The organism is Pseudomonas sp. TWP3-2, assembly GCF_049897765.1.
GTDB lineage: Bacteria > Pseudomonadota > Gammaproteobacteria > Pseudomonadales > Pseudomonadaceae > Aquipseudomonas.
This window is the reverse complement of record NZ_JAFCWW010000011.1, coordinates 150,735-169,140: the sequence shown is the minus strand read 5'-3', so window position 1 is coordinate 169,140 and position 18,406 is coordinate 150,735. Positions and strand designations below refer to the sequence as shown.

Annotated in this window: 18 protein-coding genes, 1 other RNA gene and 1 pseudogene; 5 read left to right on the top strand and 15 right to left on the bottom strand. The window is 58.4% G+C overall.

Annotated elements, in window-relative coordinates; genetic code table 11:
- Window positions 1-226: 226 nt before the first annotated feature.
- On the bottom strand, window positions 227-1,252 hold the full coding sequence (locus tag ACP7EE_RS18055; protein WP_426235652.1) for an AraC family transcriptional regulator: 1,026 nt from the start codon (window positions 1,250-1,252) through the stop codon (window positions 227-229).
- A 332-nt stretch (window positions 1,253-1,584) separates the two neighbouring features.
- On the opposite strand from ACP7EE_RS18055, the gene ACP7EE_RS18050 reads away from it, so the two are divergent.
- Both ACP7EE_RS18050 and ACP7EE_RS18045 read left to right on the top strand, forming a co-directional pair.
- The gene (locus ACP7EE_RS18050; protein ID WP_426235650.1) at window positions 1,585-1,851 is read left to right on the top strand and encodes a hypothetical protein; all 267 of its coding nucleotides are present in this window, start codon (window positions 1,585-1,587) and stop codon (window positions 1,849-1,851) included.
- 254 nt (window positions 1,852-2,105) lie between these two features.
- Complete coding sequence (locus ACP7EE_RS18045; RefSeq protein ID WP_426235649.1) at window positions 2,106-2,339, top strand: hypothetical protein; 234 nt, start codon at window positions 2,106-2,108, stop codon at window positions 2,337-2,339.
- Between the two features lie 53 nt (window positions 2,340-2,392).
- Here the strand turns inward: ACP7EE_RS18045 and ACP7EE_RS18040 are convergent, their stop codons facing one another.
- Window positions 2,393-2,776 carry a DUF6124 family protein gene (locus tag ACP7EE_RS18040; RefSeq protein ID WP_426235647.1) on the bottom strand — a complete coding sequence of 128 codons (384 nt, stop codon included), beginning with the start codon at window positions 2,774-2,776 and terminating at the stop codon, window positions 2,393-2,395.
- A 477-nt stretch (window positions 2,777-3,253) separates the two neighbouring features.
- Here ACP7EE_RS18040 and ACP7EE_RS18035 point away from each other — a divergent pair, with 477 nt between their 5' ends.
- Window positions 3,254-3,481 (top strand): FitA-like ribbon-helix-helix domain-containing protein, encoded by a 228-nt coding sequence (locus ACP7EE_RS18035; RefSeq protein ID WP_426235645.1) that lies wholly within the window; start codon window positions 3,254-3,256, stop codon window positions 3,479-3,481.
- A gap of 201 nt (window positions 3,482-3,682) precedes the next feature.
- On the opposite strand, the gene ACP7EE_RS18030 is transcribed toward ACP7EE_RS18035, so the two are convergent.
- Window positions 3,683-4,387: a methyl-accepting chemotaxis protein gene (locus ACP7EE_RS18030; protein WP_426235663.1), complete on the bottom strand. Its 705-nt coding sequence runs from the start codon at window positions 4,385-4,387 to the stop codon at window positions 3,683-3,685.
- Between the two features lie 201 nt (window positions 4,388-4,588).
- A pseudogene (locus ACP7EE_RS18025) lies at window positions 4,589-5,467 on the bottom strand (methyl-accepting chemotaxis protein); the annotation flags it as partial.
- Window positions 5,468-5,868: 401 nt separating this feature from the next.
- Here ACP7EE_RS18025 and ACP7EE_RS18020 point away from each other — a divergent pair.
- Window positions 5,869-6,537 carry a histidine phosphatase family protein gene (locus ACP7EE_RS18020; protein WP_426235643.1) on the top strand — a complete coding sequence of 223 codons (669 nt, stop codon included), beginning with the start codon at window positions 5,869-5,871 and terminating at the stop codon, window positions 6,535-6,537.
- Window positions 6,534-7,373 (top strand): phosphatase PAP2 family protein, encoded by an 840-nt coding sequence (locus ACP7EE_RS18015; protein ID WP_426235641.1) that lies wholly within the window; start codon window positions 6,534-6,536, stop codon window positions 7,371-7,373. The genes ACP7EE_RS18020 and ACP7EE_RS18015 overlap by 4 nt, the downstream gene beginning before the upstream one ends.
- On the opposite strand, the gene ACP7EE_RS18010 is transcribed toward ACP7EE_RS18015, so the two are convergent.
- From ACP7EE_RS18010 to ACP7EE_RS17960, 11 genes are all read right to left on the bottom strand, one after another.
- A complete protein-coding gene (locus ACP7EE_RS18010; protein WP_426235639.1) occupies window positions 7,324-8,757 on the bottom strand; it encodes an ArnT family glycosyltransferase in 1,434 nt (477 codons plus the stop codon). The two genes, ACP7EE_RS18015 and ACP7EE_RS18010, sit on opposite strands and share 50 nt — an antisense overlap.
- Before the next feature lie 68 nt (window positions 8,758-8,825).
- Window positions 8,826-9,413, bottom strand: coding sequence for a ribosomal protein S5-alanine N-acetyltransferase (gene rimJ, locus ACP7EE_RS18005; RefSeq protein WP_426235637.1), 588 nt, complete (start codon window positions 9,411-9,413; stop codon window positions 8,826-8,828).
- A gap of 217 nt (window positions 9,414-9,630) precedes the next feature.
- Entirely contained in the window at window positions 9,631-10,059 is a 429-nt protein-coding gene (locus ACP7EE_RS18000; protein ID WP_426202670.1) for a DUF6124 family protein, read from the bottom strand.
- 150 nt (window positions 10,060-10,209) lie between these two features.
- Entirely contained in the window at window positions 10,210-11,166 is a 957-nt protein-coding gene (locus ACP7EE_RS17995) for a hypothetical protein (RefSeq protein WP_426235635.1), read from the bottom strand.
- A 99-nt stretch (window positions 11,167-11,265) separates the two neighbouring features.
- Window positions 11,266-11,662: a transfer-messenger RNA gene (ssrA, locus tag ACP7EE_RS17990) on the bottom strand.
- 97 nt (window positions 11,663-11,759) lie between these two features.
- Complete coding sequence (locus ACP7EE_RS17985; RefSeq protein ID WP_420647533.1) at window positions 11,760-12,035, bottom strand: hypothetical protein; 276 nt, start codon at window positions 12,033-12,035, stop codon at window positions 11,760-11,762.
- Window positions 12,036-12,241: 206 nt separating this feature from the next.
- Window positions 12,242-12,523: a hypothetical protein gene (locus ACP7EE_RS17980; protein ID WP_420647534.1), complete on the bottom strand. Its 282-nt coding sequence runs from the start codon at window positions 12,521-12,523 to the stop codon at window positions 12,242-12,244.
- Window positions 12,524-12,652: 129 nt separating this feature from the next.
- Complete coding sequence (locus tag ACP7EE_RS17975; RefSeq protein ID WP_426235633.1) at window positions 12,653-15,463, bottom strand: FAD-binding and (Fe-S)-binding domain-containing protein; 2,811 nt, start codon at window positions 15,461-15,463, stop codon at window positions 12,653-12,655.
- Window positions 15,460-16,131, bottom strand: coding sequence for a LutC/YkgG family protein (locus ACP7EE_RS17970; protein ID WP_426202660.1), 672 nt, complete (start codon window positions 16,129-16,131; stop codon window positions 15,460-15,462). The genes ACP7EE_RS17975 and ACP7EE_RS17970 overlap by 4 nt, the downstream gene beginning before the upstream one ends.
- On the bottom strand, window positions 16,131-17,585 hold the full coding sequence (locus ACP7EE_RS17965) for a LutB/LldF family L-lactate oxidation iron-sulfur protein (RefSeq protein WP_426235631.1): 1,455 nt from the start codon (window positions 17,583-17,585) through the stop codon (window positions 16,131-16,133). The genes ACP7EE_RS17970 and ACP7EE_RS17965 overlap by 1 nt, the downstream gene beginning before the upstream one ends.
- Window positions 17,582-18,406, bottom strand: a complete 825-nt coding sequence (locus ACP7EE_RS17960) for a (Fe-S)-binding protein (protein WP_426235629.1) — start codon at window positions 18,404-18,406, stop codon at window positions 17,582-17,584. Before ACP7EE_RS17960 ends, ACP7EE_RS17965 begins: the two co-directional genes overlap by 4 nt.

Here is an 18,406-nt window from a genome sequence, read left to right as displayed (position 1 = left end):
TCTTCACGACTTGCAGCTTGAAGCTGTCGTCGAATGCCCTGCGTTTTTTGGTCATGAATAACTCCTCGATAGATGCATTTTCCACCTATCGGGGTGTCCGGGGAAATTAGACCACTGCACAGGTCGATGTACAACGCCAGACACCTCGGTCGGCCCCCTCTCCCCCGGGAGAGGGCTGGGGTGAGGGCAAAAAATCCCAATCCAAACAAAAATCCCCGCAACCCACTCATCCACCACCCACCCGATGCATCTGCCGAAACTCCCCCGGTGGCATCCCCCGTCGACTCTTGAAAGTTCGATGAAACGAGCGCGGTTCGCTAAAGCCCAAATACTGCGCAATATCCTGAATCGGCAACGTGCTATTGAGCAAATAATGCTCAGCCAACTCCTGCCGCAAATTATCCAGAATCTGCTGATACGACGTGCCCGCCAGATGCAGTTGCCGTTGCAACGTGCGCACCGACACAGCGAGTTGCTCGGCTACTTGCTCCTTGCGCGGCAGACCTTCCTTGAGCAACTGCCGCAGAATACTTTTCACCCGCTGCTGCAGCGACGCATCCTCCAGCGTCGCCATCAAGCCCATCGCGTGTTCCTCCAGCGTGCGCAGCAATTGCGCATCGGCCTGGCGCAGCGGTAATTGCAGATACGCCAGCGGCACAATCAACGCCGAATAAGACTGATCGAACAGCACCGGACAATCGAAGAACTGCTCGTACTGTTCCTGCGTAGTGTCGGTTGGGCGCGGATGTTCCAGCCATACGCTGGCCGGCGCGAGTTGGGTGTCGGCAATCCAGCGCGCATAGTGCAGCCAGGAACCGAGCACGTTTTCCACCAGATGCCGGCGAATGCGCGGGCGCTGATAACGGCAACTCCAGATCAGATGCACGTGGTTTTCATGCACCTCGACGCGGCTGACGCCCATGTCGCCCACCAGCTTCTCGAACGGCATGATCCGGCTCATCGCATCGCCAAGCGTCGCGCAATTCATAGTGATGTAACCGAGCACGCTCCACGAGTTCGGCAGCACATAACGCGCGGCATTCAGACCGAACAGTGGATCGCCCGAGTGCTCGCAAAAGTAATCCAGCAACCGCTCATGCGCCTCACCCGGCAAGCGCAAGCTGTTGTCGCTCAACTGCTGCGCCTGCAACCCGGCCGCCGCTAACGCAGGCTCGATCGCCATACCGAGATGCTCGGCGTGGCGCAGGTATTTGAGCAGCGGGGGGACGGAGGTGAAGCCGAGCGATTGCATGATCGGGTTCTCTGGGTGAAGGCCAGCGGGGCGGGGGAATGCTCTGAAGGTAATTTGAAACCTTGAGTAAAGTCCACGATTTGCGGGCGCGGCGGTATTGCCGTAGTGCGGAACTCGCTGACTGCATACAAATCGGCTCCCTTTCCCCCTCGCCCCCTTGGGGGAGAGGGTTGGGGTGAGGGGGGGCTCTTGGCGGTATCCGTCGTGTCCTAGCCACACCGTCGATCACTCAGTCCCAATGAATGGCGCAACAAAGTGTGACGAACTATCTGCACCCCAGAACTCTGCATCCGAGATAAATTTCGTCCTCAATTAAGATCAGGGCCGAAAACATGAATCGCACTAAAGCCGAACCTGCAGTGCTGCATTCCTCAATAGCTGATATTTCACCGATGCTTGATGATTTCAACGATCAGATTGTTACTTCGCCACAAATATTGTCGGCCTGTAATGACCGTATTAAAAACGACGACTTGCAGGTGCGAATGGCGCTGATCGATGAGCTCTACTCTCACGCAGACAGCGAAGATCACGCGGCCGCGCACATTGCTGAGTTGATTGCTGATCGAGTGTATGAATACGAGGCTGAAACTTTCTGATTCCCCACTTCGGCTGGCTGGAAGACCTGCGGTGTTAATTCCGAAAAAATTTGTCGATCAAATCTGGATTCAGTGCGGAAGTTTTTTTCAATATTGAATCAAAGGTTATTCGTAGTTTCGAGATACCTATATTGCGAATTGTCATAAAAAACTGTCATTTGTGACAGTGGTTTTTGAGTTGCGTGAAGTGGCAAATTACGGGTTCGCTATATTGTTTTTTGTTTCTTGAATACTTTCGACTTGGAAGCACTGCTATGCCAACTACATTAGCAATAAACCTACCAGCACTGGCAACCAATGAAGAAATTCTTGGCGTGTTAAGAGATACGTTCGGAGAAGAAATTACTGGTATCACCCGCAAGGCAGGCGATACAACCGCCCTTGTAAGTTGGAATGTTCAACTAACAAGAGCCGCAAAGCCTGCGAAATACAATCAGATTCTGCGGATTGAAGAGGATTTGGATTATTCCGTTATCGGGCGCCGGTAGTGAGAGGTTGTTCGACTGCTGTGGCGAGGGCTACCCTTCGCCACAGCTTGGTGTCACTCAGTCGGAACCAAATTATCCAGCACCTGATTAACCGCCAACTCTCCCAACATCACGATCTGCGCAATGCCTAACAAAGTCTTGCGGTGCGTGCCTTGAAGCAGCGCGGCGAAGTCGCTGAGCATGACGTTGGCCGAGCCGAGGGTTTCGCTGGCGTCGACCAACAAGGCTTCATTGCTGGACTTGGGGTTGGCCATGTATAGGCGATTGGTGTAGTAGGGCGCGGCCATCATGTGCGCGGCTAATGGGCCCAAGTGGTAGTCGAGCGCGCGGTCTGCGGCTTCGTTGAATTTCTTCGAGCCGGGGCATTCGTAGGGGGATGCGGGATCGGGGATGGATGTTGGTTCGGTGATCGGTGGATTTGGCGTTACTTTGAACATGATGAGCTTACCTCTAATGAGGCCGCTTCCATCTCGCCGCTAAGCGAATGGGTGGCGGCTGTGCGCAAGTTAGCGGACCGGTAAGCTCTCAGAACCCGGTGCACCCGAGGGTGCCATGCGCACAGCCACCATCGAGCGCAGACGTATGTCTGACTAGATAAGACTTGTGCACTGAGAACAACCCGAGCCGCTAAGCTCGATCACTGGGAATCAGTGAAGCAACCAAATTACCCAGCCCGCCCAAGACGCACAAGCCGGCGGATTCTGGCGTAGCTGTAGGCAAAGGCGCAAGGTTTTGTGGGCTTGTGGACGTATCACGACGTGTCGCTAAACAGTGTCTACACGCCATGTTTAGCAACTTACAACATGCTGGAAAAAGCGCCGGCTAAATCCATCCGGCGTGCATGATCAGGCAAGAGACCTTCGGCATGATTTGCTAGTCTGCGATCACTCATTTCACCGATCGCAAGAGGCTTCATGACCAGCATCACGATTCGACTCGACGAGCAGATCAAAGAACAACTGCGCATTGCTGCCGCCGATAGCGGTCATTCCATGGAGGAAGAGGCGCGACTGATTTTGGAGCGAGCGCTGGCGACGGATGATCGCTTCGGTGGGCTAGGTACTCGGATCAGCAATCGGTTCGGCGCCATGGGTGGTGTCGAACTGGATCTGCCAGCACGCACAGAGCAATTCAGCGGCTGATTACTCCGCACACAAAAAAGCCCGCTGTCTCCATCGGGCTTCAAAATATTTTCTTCAGTCAGACCGCAATCGCGGGCAAGTCGAATCGTCGCACCGCCGCCCCCACAGGTTATGTGTCGAACACAACATCTGTGCCCGACTCGATCCCTGTGGGAGCGGGCTTGCCCGCGATTCGATTTGCGCTTCAACGTTGATAGAAAGTTAAACGCGGAAATGACTCACCATCTGCTGCAACTGCCCACCCAACCGCGCCAGTTCAACGCTCGACGCTGCCGTCTCATCACTCGCCGCCGCAGTCTGTTCAGACACGTCGCGCACGTTGATGATGCTGCGGCTGATCTCTTCAGCTACAGCGCTTTGCTGTTCAGCAGCAGCGGCGATCTGCTGGTTCATCGACTGGATGTTCGACACCGTGCGGGTGATGTTTTCCAGGGATACGCCAGCTTTGCGCGTCAGCGCGACGCTGCTGTCGGTCAGGGCGCGGCTGTTGTTCATCACGGCGGAGACTTGTTGTGTACCGTTTTGCAGACCGGCCACCAGGCCTTCGATTTCTTCGGTGGATTTCTGTGTGCGCTGGGCCAGGCCACGCACTTCGTCGGCGACTACCGCGAAACCACGGCCGGCTTCACCGGCACGTGCGGCTTCGATCGCGGCGTTGAGCGCCAGCAGGTTGGTCTGTTCGGCGACGGCTTTGATCACGTCCATGACGCTGCCGATCTTGTCGCTTTCCTGTTGCAGCACGGCCATGGCTTCGGTGGAACGCGCCACTTCGCTGGCCAGACGTTCGATCTGGGCGATGGCTTCGTTGACCACTTTGTCACCTTCGCGGGCTTCGCCATCGGCGGCGGCTGCAGCTTGCGAGGCTTCTTCGGCGTTGCGCGCAACTTCCTGCACGGTGGCAGTCATCTCGTGCATCGCGGTGGCCACCTGATCGGTCTCGATCTTCTGGCTGTTGACGCCGGCACTGGTCTGCTCGGTAACGGCTGACAGTTCTTCAGCGGCGCTGGCGATCTGGGTCACGCCGTCGCGGATGCCGCTGATCAGGTCACGCAGGGTTACGCCCATGCGCGCAATGCCTTGTTGCAACACGCCGAGTTCATCACGACGCGTGACAACCACGTTGTGGCTCAGATCACCGCTGGCGATGCGCTCGACCACGGCCATGGTTTCACGCAACGGACGGGTGATCTGACGGGTGATGATCACCGCAGCGATCACGCCAACCAGTAGCGCCAGCAGCGTGCTGATCAACTGGAAAGTCCGGGCTTGGGCACTTTCCACGTCGCGACGATCAAGCTGAATCTGATACAGCTGCTCGCTCAAGGCGACAATGGTCGCGCCTTGATCGGTCATTTCCTTGCGCGCCTGCACCGCTTCGGTGTTGGCGTTCTTGAACGCCTGCAGCGCGCTGCGGTAGTTGACCAGTGCGGTCTCCAGCTGACGCAATGCGTCTTGCTGGGTGGCGGCGAAATGCACGTTCAGCGGTTTGAGGCTGGCGATTGCCGCGTCCAGTTGGCCGACCGCTCTCTGCTCGGTTTCGGCATTGGTGGTGGCGGTGTAGCCGCGCACTTCGTAGCGCGCGAGGATGAACGCTTCCTTGGCTGCAGTGATGGCCTGGAACTGTTCGAAACGCTGTTCGCTCATGTCCATCTGCTGCACGCGTGCGCTGATCGACTCGATCAGTTTGTAGGCGGTGTCAGCGTTGACGCTCATGGTGTCGCGTGCGCTGTTGCCGGTGCGGTAGGCATTGCGCATTTTGTTCAGCGACGTCTGGTACTCGGCGATGGTTGCCGCCTGCTGCTTGAGCAGTTTGACGTTCTCCGGGCTTTTGAAGTTGTTGATCAGCGCTTGCTGTTGCGCGGCGAAGCCGTCGAGGGTGGTCTGCACATTCTGTGCGGCGGTTTCGTCGCCGTTGGTCAGCATGTATTGCAGGCGCACCACGCGCAATTTGGTCAGACCGGCATTGAGCTGGGTGATGTCGCTCATCCAGTTGCTGCGGTCAATCAGGCCACCGAGGCTGGTCCAGCCAGTCAGGGCCAGGACGCAGGTCAGTGCCAGAACCAGGCCGAAACCCAGGCCGAGTTTAAGGTTCACGCTGATGTTGCCGAACCAGCTATTCATCACAATTCCTCCAGAAACGTTGTGCTTCTTGATCGTCAGTTGGGCTGGAAGATTGTTGTTTTTTTCGAGCCAGCAAGGGTGTTAGCAGGTCTGTATCGGCCGTGTTTGCGAGAGCTGAAAGGTTTTTTGTCGGACAAATTCTGTAACAAGCTTTGCCTAAGCTGCCTCAAGACTTTTTTCACATGGGTTTCACCGGCTGCACACGCGCCGGTCGCTACCCTCGCGGCATCAAATGAACGTGATGTATGCCGGTGAGGCGGCTTGATGTGGAATTGAGACTGAGTCTGTTCGGCGTAAAACGCTCGATCGATCTGCGCGGGCTGGCGCGGTTTCGCAACACCTGGGTAGTGCTGGCAGCCTCGGTGCTGGTGATCCCGCTGACCCTGTGGCTGCTGGCACCGGCGGCGGTGCCTGACCTGGCCCACGGCAACATCAAGGGTGCGCAGGCGTTGAAGGATGGCTGGGCTAGGGGCGAGATGATCGCGCTGGTACGCCATGTCGAACGCTGCGATCACTCCAAAGCACCTTGCCTGAGCGGCGACGATGGCATCACTGACCGTTCGCGCAGCGTTGCCGTGAGTGTCGGCGCGCAGTTTGAGCAACTGGGGCTGAGTAACGTCGACATCTATAACAGCCCGATGGTGCGCACCGTGCAGACCGCGGGGTACATGTTCAACAAGGTCGCCAACGAAGACTGGCTGATCAGTTGCAAGGGCCGCATGTTGCAGGAAGCCCTCGCGCACAAGATTCCCGGCCGCAACCTGGTGCTGGTGACCCACAGCGAATGCATGGCGCAACTGGCAAAAGATCTGAAAGTCCCGATCGTCGATGTCGGTTACGGCGCCTCACTGTTTGTTTCCGCTGCAAGCCCGGCGGCTCCAAAGATGCTCGGCTTTATCGAAGCCTCTGACTGGCGCACGGTGAGCGCCCAATGAACTCTCGTTTTTACGCGTACAACTTCGGTATCCCGCTGATCTGTGCGGCGCTGGTGTTTTTCATGTTCGACAGGACCAACATCGATATCGCCTTCAGCAACTTGTTGTACGACCCGCTGACCCACACCTTCCCGCTGGACAAGATTCATTTCTTCGAGCAACTGACCCACAAGTGGGCGCGGATCATTCCGAACTGGACAGCGGAAATCGCCTTGATCGGCGCGCTACTGTCGTTTCTCTGGCCTTTGGTGAAGCCGGAGAAGCATCCACGGCTGGGCGGTTTTCTTCAGCGCAGCAACGTTGCGCCAGTGCTGCGCTTTGCTGCCGAGCATCGACGCGACTTTGTCTTCGTGGTGGTGGCGTTCGCGATTTGTACCGGAGTGATCCATTTCCTCAAGGCCCACACCAGCGTGTATTGCCCGATTGAAACCACGTTGTACGGCGGCAAAATGGCCCGCATCGAGTGGTATGAAAACTTCCAGTTGTTCCACGAGGCTGGTGATGGTCGTTGCTGGCCGGGCGGACATGCTTCCGGCGGGTTCACCATGCTCGCGCTGTATTTCGTGGCGCGGCGTTATCAGTGGCGCTTCTCCAACGCTGTGTTGTGGGGCTCGCTGCTGCTCGGTTTCGTCTATGGCACCACCCGGGTCCTACAGGGCTGGCATTACATGTCCCACACGTTCTGGGCCGGAATCTTTGTCTGGCTGGCGTGTTTGCTGACTGCGCTGGCGTTTTACGGGCGAGCACGGCTGGATCTGCCGGTGCTTCAGCGCAAGCAAGCTGCGCTTACAGGTTCACAAAGTAATACGCCTGACGCCCCACCTTCATTGTCTTGATTATCTTTAGCGGCGCGGCGGGCGGTTGATCCCCAGAGATCACCGCCACGTTGTTAGCGGATGCAGCGAGAAAGTCGCGTAACTGCGCCGCGGTATCCAGACCCTTCAGCACGCTCTGCGTATAGAACACGCTGGCGCCGCCCACGCGCTCATTGGCCTGGAACAGCGCGACCTGATGACCGTTGGCTTGCAGCGCTTGAATCTGTTCAGTCAGCGGCACGAACGACAGTTTGCGGTCCGCGTGCGGCAATGCCCACTGCGCGGCGGCCAGGTAACTGCCGATCACCAGCGCCAGAATGCTGATTGCCAGCGTCTGCCGATGGCGCGCAATCCATCCGCTGAAACCTTTTTCGTAAGCTTTCAACTTCTTGAACAGCACCCCGGCATATTCCGCTGCGATGACAGCGGCTGCGGGCGTCATCGACATCAGGTAACCCGTGCGTTTGCTGGAAGCGAGGGTCAGCATCACGAACTGCGCAATTATCCACAGGCTGAAAAACAGCAGATAGCGGTTGGCGCGCAGGTCTTTGCGAAAGTGCCACAGTCCCAGATACACCAGGATGTTCCACGGCAGAAACGCTTGCGGCAGTTTGGCCAGGTAGTAATAGAAGGGCTCGTAATGCCCGGCCTCGACGAACGAGCCGCTGAAACGCCCGACACTGTTGGTCAGCAACACTTCGCTGACCGCTTGCGCGCCACCACGCTGATACAGCACGGCGAGCCAGATCAGCAGCGGTATCAGGCCGATCGCCGTCAACACCCCCGGACGTATCCACGCACTGAGTTTGAATTGCCGATCGAGCAGGTTGTCGGCCAGCAGATACGCGAAAATCACTACACCCGGCATCGCCAGACCGAGTACGCCTTTGCTCAACGTGGCGATGGCGATCCCGGCGATGAACAGCAGACTGTTGGCGCTGGTCGATGCACGTTGCGCCTGAAAAAACGCCAGCAACGCCATCGTCACCCCGAGCGCGAGCAGCGCATCTTCACCGACTCCGCGCACGTTGCTCCAGTAACTGGCCATGGTCGCCAGCAGAATCCCCGCCGTCCAGGCAATCGCCTTCGGCCGTTCGAAGCGCCGCAACATCGCGTAAAGCAACAGTACGCTAAGCAGCCCGGCGACCGCCGAGGCCAGACGCACCGCCCACGGCGAAACCCCAAACAGGCGCATGGCACCAGCGTCCAGCCATAGGCTCAAGGGCGGTTTTTCCAGGAACGGTTCGCCAAACAGACGCGGCGTGACCCAGTCATTATCCAGGTGCATTTCCATCGCAATGCCCGCGACCCGGGCCTCGGTAGAGCCTTGCAGTTGGTGGTTGCCCAAGGCGAAGAAAAACAGCAGGGCAGCAAGCAGAAACAGCGAACAGGCGGCACGCGACATGATTTCAGGCAACCGGGCAGGAGCGGAAGCCTGAGCTTATATGGCCATTGCTTAACAATTGGTGAACGTCAGGCGAGACGTCGCGACCAGCGCTGATCCGGCGTTTCGAATCCCGGATTGACCAGCGCCGTCAGCACATGATCCTGCCAGCGCCCGGCGATATTCAGGTAGGCCTTGGCGTAACCTTCCTGCTCAAAACCGAGGCGCTCCAGCAGACGCGCGCTGCGTTCGTTACCGGGAACGTAATTGGCCATGATCCGGTGCAGGTTCTGCGTGTCGAACATGTAACCGATGCCAGCCTCCAGTGCTTCTTGCATCAAGCCTTGGCCCTGATGCGCCTGATCAATGTGATAGCCCACATAACACGCCTGAAACGCGCCGCGAATGATGCCGCTGAAATTGCACGCGCCGATCATCTGCTCACCGTCCGGCGTCAGCAGCGCCAGATGCACCGCCAGCCCTGCTTCGAATGCACTGGCCTGTATTTCCAGACGACGGCGAATCTGTGCGGTGGAGAAATATTCGGTGGTGCGGATTGGCGACCACGGCGCGAGGTGGCGTTGATTGCGCTGATAGAAAGCGCTTTCCAGCGCGGCTTGATCCGGCGAAAGAACGGCGAGCGTCAGGCGTTGGCAGGGCAGGGTGAGCAGGGACATCGGACGCTCCGGGGGGCTGGGAATCTCCAACAGAATTGCCCGACGGGCCTGGAAATACAAATCGCCACTGAACGCCAGGCAAAAAAAAGCCCGCGGGAGAGCGGGCGAACCGTAGTTTCTTGAATGAGCGAGTGGACTGTACACGGCCAAATCTGAACCAGGGGTGAAGATAAGTTCATCTTGATGCATGGCTCGGGCAACAGGCACTCGCTGATTCTCAGTGGCGCACGGGCGATGTCGGTCGGGTGGCGAGCTTCAACGGGTCGACGGTCTCGCATGCCCTGAGCACCAGCATCTCCGCCAACATCGTCAACTGCTGAATCGCCATGAGTTTCTGGCGCTGGGGTGGGGTAAGTTCGCCGGCGAAATCCAGGGCCAGCGCATTGACCGCCGCGAGCATTTCGCAGGCGTGGGTGAGCAGGGTGGGCAGATCGACGTCGGTACGCACGCTGAGGATCTGATCAAGCGGCAGGCGCTGACGCCGCTGTTCGCGGACCGCTGGTGCTGCTTCCACAGGCTTTGGAACGATTGAAAGCTCAAGCGTTTCAGGTTTGGATTGCGGCAATTCATCAACAGGCTTTGCGCTGTCTTTCTTCATCACGGTGGCTCCATGCAGTTCGGGATCCCGGCGCTGCCGGTTGGTCATCCAACGTCCGGTTGGAAACGAGGGCTGGAGACTAACCTTGCGCAGCTGTGGCCACCAGTTCATGAAAGTCGACGCGTGTTGCGGGAAATTTCCTAAGACGCCAATTCCTGATGGCCTGCACCGGAGAACCGTCGCCCCGCAGTGCCTGAATCAGTAAGTGCTCACCTTGTCCTCGCGTAAAACCCACCCGGACTCACCCGCCATTAACCGGTACTGAATCTGGCGGATTTTCCCCGTCCGTCCCGCGCTTGCATCCGCACTGTCGTACAAGGGAAAGCGCTGGACCAACGTGTTCTCCACCACCGCAAACGTATCCTCCCCCTGATAACCCTCACCCGATGTCGGGTTGTCGCTGACCGGTGGCAGGTAGATTTCACTCAGGGATTTTTTGTTGTTGGCCGAGTAGGCAATCAGTTCGCCCGGCATGCCGCGACCGGCAGAGCGCACAAAGGCGTAGACCTCAGGCGAGCCGTCGCGATTCAGGTCGGCAACTTCGGCGCGCACGATATTGCCGCCGAGCGGGCGGGAGACGGGAGCGTTGTCGATCTGCAGACCGCTGGGCGTGATGCGCAGCATGGATTTGCCATCAACCTGTTCGGTAGTGACATGAAAGATGATGCCGTTCAATTGCAGCGTCTGGTCGAACGGCTTTTTGTTATCTGTCGCATCGCCACCGGCGAGACTCACGGACAGCGCGTAATTCGCTACTTGATCCCGTCGTGCGGCATTGCGCATCAAGTAGACCTGAACCGTGTACTCGCCGTCGGCGGGCAGCGAACCCAAGAAGTGATTGCCCATGATCGAGCCGTTGAACAACGCGTAGTCCGAGCCTTTGGCTGCGATGTTGAAATAGGCGGAGGTGCTGGAAGGTTTGAAATCAACGGTCAGAATCTGCCCAGCCTTGGCGTCGAACTTGTATTCGGCAGTCTGATAGCCCTTGATCGATTGCTTGCGCTGCACACTGTCGGAGCCGCTTTTGAAGGTGATCTGCTCGACTCGCGCAGTGGGGGCGTCGGCTGCGTGGGCGCTCAGAGAAATCAGCGTGGTCAGAGCGGCGGCGAACAAAATTTCATGGGTTACCTCGGAGCAAATCAGTGTCCGCAGCATAGGGTGCGTCACGGGGATCCGTCCAACGGCGGCGGCAAAGCATTTATCCAAACGCCAGATGCGACGAAGCCCGCACTTGGCGGGCTTCGTCGTTGGAATTGGTGGAGCCGGGGGGATTTGAACCCCCGTCCGCCAGTACTCCGCTGTCGGTACTACATGCGTAGCCGTTTCTATTAAGTTAACCCTCAGCGACCCGAAGGGCAGGGTGCTTTGGGCGAGTTGTGTAAGTTTTAGCCGCTTCGTCCACAACGTACTGCACGGCGATTCTGTTCTATATGACAATCACTTTGGGTTTACAGACATCCCCTGGTGATTGCTGGACCCGAAGGTACCAGAAGCTCAGGTCTAAAGCTGCTTACGCAGCGAGAGAGAATTCCTGGCCGTAGTTTTCGTCATTGGCAACTATAAGTAGTTGCAACAGTGGATTTACGACTTCTGTTACCAAGTCGGCATGCACCTAAAGTTTCGCGACCGGCGTCGAATCCTAAACGGCCCCGTGCCTGTTGCTCGTTGTATCTCAGTGAGCAGCAGACGTGCGCAGTGTACGTCAATCAGTCGTGGAAGGCCAACCCGAAGGTTGGCCCTGTGACGGATCAGTTACGTGTCGGATTGCGAATTTGCATCTTGGTGATCAGGGACGAGGTGACCTCAACGCATTCCTTGTCGTTGCCGGCTGCCTGGGCCGCTACCGCTTGTTCCTGTGCTTCCTTGACGTTGTTCATGGACGTTTCAGGAATGGACGGCTGGCTGGTCACGAAGTCTTTTATGGTTTGAAGATTCCCGGCGCAAAGGTCTTTGTCTGCCGCAAACACCGGCGAGGTCAGCAGGGCACCAGCGATGAACAATCCAGCAATTGCAGAAAGCTTCATGGGTCTCTCCTAGAGCAGGTGGTCTCGGTGCTGCCGGACGATCTGGCGGCGATGCCGAGGTCGTAACAGGCCGCGTTCGAATCGGGCCTGTTCGATCGACCGCGACGGCACACAGGAATTCGGTTTTTTTTACGTCTGGTATGAAAAGGCCAGCGCAGCAAACTCCCATCCGACGACGTTGACCTAGAAGTTGGTCAGCCTAAGGGTCATTTTTTGGTGTCACCCGTGCCTTTCTGGATTTCCAGAAGGGTTTGCTGGGTTTCAATGAGGCATTCGTCGGTCTTGCCTTGTGCCTTGAGGGCCCGGGCTTTACTCACACTGGCTGAAACGCGCGCATTCAGATCGGGCGACGTCTGATATTGCGTCTTGGCACTTTCGATCTGGTTCAAATTGGCATCGCACAGGCTGTCTGGCTTATCAGCGGCGAACGAGGTGGAAGCCATCATCGAGGCAGTAACGAACAGACCCAGCAGTACAGAACGCTTCATGAGTATCTCCTTCAAATTGAGTAATCCACACTTCGCTGACCGTGAGCGGTCCAGCGAAAGCAGGACAAACCCCAACTGTCTGAGGCTTGTTCTATGGACTACCGTCTCCGCCAAGGGTTCTGATTTTCGTCAGGAGGCTTTGGCCTGAGTGACCCGATCCACCAGATAAACCAGGCCGTGATAATCGATCCCGCCATGTTGCGTCAGGCCGATTTCGCACGTCCGGCTGGTGGAAATCCCTTCGCTGCAATGCTGCACCGCGTCCTTGAGCGTGCGCAGCGAATGACGGTTCAACTCAGGCGTGGTGAAGCCTTTGTCGCCGGCGAATCCGCAGCAATGAATGCCTTCCGGAATCACCACGTTTTTGCTGCACTTGCGCGCCAGATCAATCAGCGCCTGGCTCTCGCCAAGATGCTGAGTGCTGCACGTCACATGCACGGCAATCGGCGCGTCTTGCGGCGTGAAGTCCAGCCGATCCAGCAGATGCGTACGGATAAAACGCACCGGGTCGTACAGGTCCAGTCGGGTTTCGCCGACATCCTGCACCAGGCGCAATGTGCACGGGCTGGTGTCGCAATAGATCGGATCGAGCCCGCCACGGCTGGCGTGCAGCAACGCGCTGATCAGCTCCTGACGTTTGTGCTCGGCCTGTTCGGCGTAACCCTTGGAGGCGAACGGCTGCCCACAACACAAGTTGTCCAGATTGTCGGGGAAGACGACTTGGTAACCAGCCTTTTCCAGCAAACCACGGGTTTTGTCGTACAGCGACATCTGCTCGTTGTCGCCCGCCACCGGCCCCATCACCCGCGACACACACGCCGCCAGATACACCACGCGCGGACGTTCGTCCGAGACTGCAGGACTGAAACGAATGGCTTTTTCCGGTTGCGGCATCGCGTTGTTCCACTGCGGCACCTGTCCCTTGGACAGTCGGGTCAAAGTCGCTGACAGTTTGGCCAGACGCGGCGCCCCCAACATCATCCGTGCGCCGTTGGCCACGTGCAGGGTGAGTCGCGCACCTTGCAGCGTCCTGGCGAAATTTCCTTCAATCCAGTTGGCCGCTTTCGTATGCGTGGCGGTGCGGGCGCGGAGCTTTTTCACCAGCTCCCCGGTATTGATTCCTACAGGGCAGCGTTGCGCGCACAGACCGGTCGCCGCGCAGGTGTCGATGCCTTGGTATTCGTAGGCTTTTTCCAGCTCGGTGGTGTCGACGCCTGCGCGTTTTTTCACCTGAATATCGCGCCAGATCACAATGCGCTGGCGCGGGCTCAGGGTCAGTCCTTTCGACGGGCACACCGGTTCACAGAAACCGCACTCGATGCACTTGTCGACGATCTCGTCAGCCGCCGGCAGCGGTTTCAGGTGTTTGAGGTGAATCTGCGGATCTTCGCTGAGCACCACGTCCGGATTGAGAATGCCCTTGGGGTCGAGCAGTCGTTTCAGCTGCCACATCAACTGGTAAGCGTCGCTGCCCCATTCCAGCTCCACGAACGGCGCCATGTTGCGCCCGGTGCCGTGTTCAGCCTTGAGCGAACCGCCGAATTCCACCGCGACCAGTTGCGCCACGTCGTCCATGAACGCCTGATAGCGTGCGACTTCTTCCGGGCTGTTGAAGCCTTGAGTGAAGACGAAGTGCAGATTGCCTTCCAGTGCGTGTCCGAAAAGGATCGCTTCGTCGTAGGAATGCTTGTCGAACAGCTCGATCAGACGGTTAACACCGATTGCCAGTTGCTCGACCGGGAAGGTCACGTCTTCGATGATCACCGTGGTGCCGGTTTTGCGCACCGCGCCGACCGCGGGGAAAGTGTCTTTGCGGATCGCCCAGAGACGGGCGTTTTCCAGCGGATCTTCGGTGAAGTCGACCTGTTTCTCCACCGCGAAACCGTGCAGTGAAGCCATGATTTGCGCAAGTTGTTCTTGCAACAAAGTGGAAGACGCCGCGCGGGATTCGATCAGCAGCGCGCAGGCATTGTTCGACAGCTGTTGTACGAAATCCGGCATGCCGGGTTTGTCCTGCACCGAGCGCAGACTGCGTCGATCAAGCAGTTCCACCGCTGACACCGGTTGGCTTTTCAACACCGTGACCGCGTTGCAGCAGGTTTCCACATCCGGGAACACGATCAATGCCGAAGCTTTGTTCGGATGATCGATCACCGTGTTGTAAGTCACTGCGCTGATGAAACCGAGGGTGCCTTCGGAGCCGACCAGCAAGTGGCTCAGGATATCCACAGGCTCGTCGAAATCCACCAGGGCGTTGAGTGACAGGCCGGTGGTATTTTTCAGACGATATTTGTGGCGGATTTTCGCGGCCAGTTCGGAATTCGCCCGAGTCTCGCGACCCAGCGTCGCCAGACGCTCAAGCAAATCCCCATGGTTCACACGAAACGCCGCAACACTGGCGGCATCTTCGGTATCAAGGCGCGTGCCGTCGGCCAGTACCAGACGAATCCCGGCCAGTGTGTGGTAAGTGTTCTGCGCGGTGCCACAGCACATGCCGCTGGCGTTGTTAGCGACGATGCCGCCGATCTTGCAGGCGTTGATCGAGGCCGGGTCCGGGCCGATCTTGCGCCCGAACGGCGCGAGCCACGCATTGGCCTGCGCGCCGATCACGCCGGGTTGCAGTCGGATCTGCATGCCTTGGCCGCGAATCTCGCGTGCGTTCCAGTTATCTCCAAGCACGATCAGCACCGAATCGCTGATTGCTTGCCCGGAGAGGCTGGTGCCGGCCGCCCGGAACGTCACCGGCACTTGATCGCGCTGAGCCAGTTGCAGCAGTGTCACCACTTCATCTTCAGACTCGACGCGGATCACCAGTTTGGGGATCAGCCGATAGAAACTCGCGTCAGTGCCGAAGGCTAAAGTCGACAACGCATCGTCGAAACGCCGTTCGGCCGGGATCAGTTTTTGCGCATCACGCAGAAAAGCCGCCGGTAACGTCATTGGTCCTCCAGGATCAGAACCACCAGGTCTTTCGGCCCGTGAGCGCCATAGGCCAGCACCTGTTCGATGTCAGCGGTTTTCGACGGGCCGGACACCAGCAGCGCGTTGGTCGGCATGCCTTGCGCCCATTCGAATTCCTGCTGCACCTGATAGAAGTTGTCGCGGATCTGGCTGGCCTTGAGCAGGGCAAAATGCACCGGCGGCACGAGACTCATCAGCCGTGGTTCTTCGCGGCTCGGCCAGAGAATCAGGCTGCCGGTTGCGGCGATGGCGCCGAGGGTGCCGGTGAGACTGGCCGGGGTGTCGTTGAACAGCTCGGCTTTCCACTCTTCCATCGGCCGGGCGTAGGATTTCAGTGTCGGCAGCTCGGGATTGTTCGCCCAGTGCTGTGCGATGCGTTGACCGTGGGGCGTAGTCGGGGCGATCAGCAGGCTTGGCAGTTGGCGATCATGTAACAGCTGCGCCAACAGCGCTGGCCACTCCTGATCGGTAGTCAGATGGATCTCGGTGTGCACCGCTTCCATCAGTTTGCGCAGTTGCGGAATGCGTTGTTCGGCGCTGTAGGTGTAAGGCTGAGTCACCAGCTCGACGTCGAAGTTGTCGGCAATCGGCGTGGCGCCGGTCAGACTTTTCCGAAGCTTGCCGAGGATATTTTGCTTGGCGCTCATCAACGATCTCCCTGTTTGGCCAGATGCTCGCGCGCCATGTCGTGCAGTGAGCGGGCGGCGGGTTTCGGTGCGCTGTGGTTTTGTGTCCACGGCCCGACGTTGCTCGGGGCGAGGGCGCGCAGGCGTGTGGCGCAGAACGCGAACAGTCGATACAGCGTTGGCGAGCTGTTGAGCTTCGCCCAGGCGTTCCAGATGAAACGCTCCTTGCGCGAATACTTGCTGCCCTGACCGCGCATCACCTGATTCGGCGCGTTCGGGGCTTTGACGTTTTCTTCGCGCAGGCGACGCAGCAGGGCAGGGATCGGTATCTTTACCGGACACACTTCACCACAAGCTCCGCACAGCGAAGACGCGCTGGGGTGATCCGGGACTTTCGCCAGCCCGACCATGTGCGGCGTGATGATTTTTCCGATCGGGCCGGGGTAAACCTCGCCATAGGCGTGGCCGCCGATTCGGGTGTAGACCGGGCAATGATTCATGCAGGCGCCGCAGCGAATGCAGTTCAAGGTCTGGCGCAATTCGCTGTCGGCGAAAGCCTGGCTGCGACCGTTGTCGAGCAGCACCAGATGCACTTCCTGCGGGCCGTCGAGCTCATGTTCCTTGCGCGGACCGGAGATCATGTTGACGTAGGTAGTGATCGGAATGCCCAGCGCCGAGCGGGTCAGCAATGACAGCAGCGGCACCACGTCGCGCAGGTTTTCCACGACTTTTTCGATGCCGGTGACGGCGATGTGCACGGGCGGCACGGTAGTGGTCATGCGCCCGTTGCCTTCGTTTTCGACCAGCAACAAAGTGCCGGTTTCGGCCACGGCGAAGTTGACGCCGGAGACGCCGATGTCCGCTTCGAAGAATTTCTGCCGCAGAACCCTGCGACCGATCTGAATGAGTTGGTCAACGTCCTTGGTGTATTCCACGCCAAGTTTGTCGTGGAACAAGGACGCGACCTGACCGGCATTCTTGTGGATCGCCGGCATAATAATGTGTGAAGGCTTCTCGTGGTCGAGCTGGACGATGTACTCGCCCATGTCCGATTCCAGGCATTCAATGCCTTGATCCGCGAGGAAATGATTCATCTCCATCTCTTCGCTGACCATCGATTTGCCCTTGATCACTTGCCGCGCCTCGTGAGCGCGGATGATCGAGAGGACGATGCCATTGGCCTCGTCCACCGTTTCCGCCCAGTGCACTGTCACACCGTTGCGGGTCAGGTTCTGTTCCAGTTGCTCGAGCAGGTCGGGCAACTTGGAGAGCGCGCGGGCACGGATTGCATTGCCCAGTTCACGCAAGTGTTCTCTTTCGTGGGCATCGCTGAAAGCCGCTGCCCGCTTGGTCATCAGTGAATCCATCGCAGTACGGAAGTTGTTCCGTAGCTGCGGGTCACCCAAGGCGTTGTGCGCCCGGGTGCGGAAATCTTCTTCTACGGCGACCGTAGGAATAATCGCGGAAGTGCTCATTGCGCACCTCCGGTTCGTTGCCAGAGGAAACTGGCGAGGTGTTGCCCGCGCAGCGCTTCCTGTTGTTTCTCCAGCGAGCCGTTGATATTCATCAAGCAGCCGCAATCGGCACTGAGTACCTGATGCGCGCCGGATTCCTTCAACGACCGGGTCTTGTCCGCCACCATCGCGCCGGATATGTCTGGCATACGGACGCTGAATGTCCCACCGAAGCCACAGCATTCGCTTTCGTGGTCGTGATTGACCCGCTCCACGTTGCTCAGTTGCGCCAACAGCTCGCGACCGTGCAGGTGGGTATTCATTTCCCGTCGCGCCGAACACGAGGTGTGCAGCGCCACTTTTACCGGTGCGCCGCTATCCTTGAGCTGCACCTTGCACACGAACAGCAGAAACTCGGCCAGTTCGTAGGTTCGCGCCGCGAGGGCTTGAACCTGTTGCAGCGTTTGCGGCTCGTCCTTGAACAAGTCGGCGTAATGCTCACGCAGCATGCCCGCGCAGGAACCTGACGGCACCACCACCGGATAATCTCCGGCAAACAGCGCCAGTTGCGAGCGCGCCACTGTCCGCGCCTGCTCGGTGTAACCCGAGGTGTAGGCCGGTTGTCCGCAGCAGCTTTGCCCTTGCGGGTATTCGACCCGAATGCCTTCGCGCTCCAGCAAGTGGATCGCGTCCATCCCCGCTTCGGGATAGAACAGATCAACCACGCACGTGCCGAACAGATAGACCCGCGACGGTTTCTCGCTGGGGTACTGCCGAGGTTCGGGGAGTGGCGGTGCGACGCGCGTGGCATTAGGCACTGCGTTGTAAAAAAGCTCGCTCAT

Excerpts from the sequence above, each read along its gene's own strand:
- ACP7EE_RS18055 (WP_426235652.1), bottom strand. The coding sequence starts at position 1,252 with ATGCAATCGCTCGGCTTCACCTCCGTCCCCCCGCTGCTCAAATACCTG.
- ACP7EE_RS18050 (WP_426235650.1), top strand. The coding sequence starts at position 1,585 with ATGAATCGCACTAAAGCCGAACCTGCAGTGCTGCATTCCTCAATAGCT.
- ACP7EE_RS18045 (WP_426235649.1), top strand. The coding sequence starts at position 2,106 with ATGCCAACTACATTAGCAATAAACCTACCAGCACTGGCAACCAATGAA.
- ACP7EE_RS18040 (WP_426235647.1), bottom strand. The coding sequence starts at position 2,776 with ATGTTCAAAGTAACGCCAAATCCACCGATCACCGAACCAACATCCATC.
- ACP7EE_RS18035 (WP_426235645.1), top strand. The coding sequence starts at position 3,254 with ATGACCAGCATCACGATTCGACTCGACGAGCAGATCAAAGAACAACTG.
- ACP7EE_RS18030 (WP_426235663.1), bottom strand. The coding sequence starts at position 4,387 with ATGACTGCCACCGTGCAGGAAGTTGCGCGCAACGCCGAAGAAGCCTCG.
- ACP7EE_RS18015 (WP_426235641.1), top strand. The coding sequence starts at position 6,534 with ATGAACTCTCGTTTTTACGCGTACAACTTCGGTATCCCGCTGATCTGT.
- ACP7EE_RS18010 (WP_426235639.1), bottom strand. The coding sequence starts at position 8,757 with ATGTCGCGTGCCGCCTGTTCGCTGTTTCTGCTTGCTGCCCTGCTGTTT.
- rimJ (WP_426235637.1), bottom strand. The coding sequence starts at position 9,413 with ATGTCCCTGCTCACCCTGCCCTGCCAACGCCTGACGCTCGCCGTTCTT.
- ACP7EE_RS18000 (WP_426202670.1), bottom strand. The coding sequence starts at position 10,059 with ATGACCAACCGGCAGCGCCGGGATCCCGAACTGCATGGAGCCACCGTG.
- ACP7EE_RS17995 (WP_426235635.1), bottom strand. The coding sequence starts at position 11,166 with ATGCTGCGGACACTGATTTGCTCCGAGGTAACCCATGAAATTTTGTTC.
- ACP7EE_RS17985 (WP_420647533.1), bottom strand. The coding sequence starts at position 12,035 with ATGAAGCTTTCTGCAATTGCTGGATTGTTCATCGCTGGTGCCCTGCTG.
- ACP7EE_RS17980 (WP_420647534.1), bottom strand. The coding sequence starts at position 12,523 with ATGAAGCGTTCTGTACTGCTGGGTCTGTTCGTTACTGCCTCGATGATG.
- ACP7EE_RS17975 (WP_426235633.1), bottom strand. The coding sequence starts at position 15,463 with ATGACGTTACCGGCGGCTTTTCTGCGTGATGCGCAAAAACTGATCCCG.
- ACP7EE_RS17970 (WP_426202660.1), bottom strand. The coding sequence starts at position 16,131 with ATGAGCGCCAAGCAAAATATCCTCGGCAAGCTTCGGAAAAGTCTGACC.
- ACP7EE_RS17965 (WP_426235631.1), bottom strand. The coding sequence starts at position 17,585 with ATGAGCACTTCCGCGATTATTCCTACGGTCGCCGTAGAAGAAGATTTC.
- ACP7EE_RS17960 (WP_426235629.1), bottom strand. The coding sequence starts at position 18,406 with ATGAGCGAGCTTTTTTACAACGCAGTGCCTAATGCCACGCGCGTCGCA.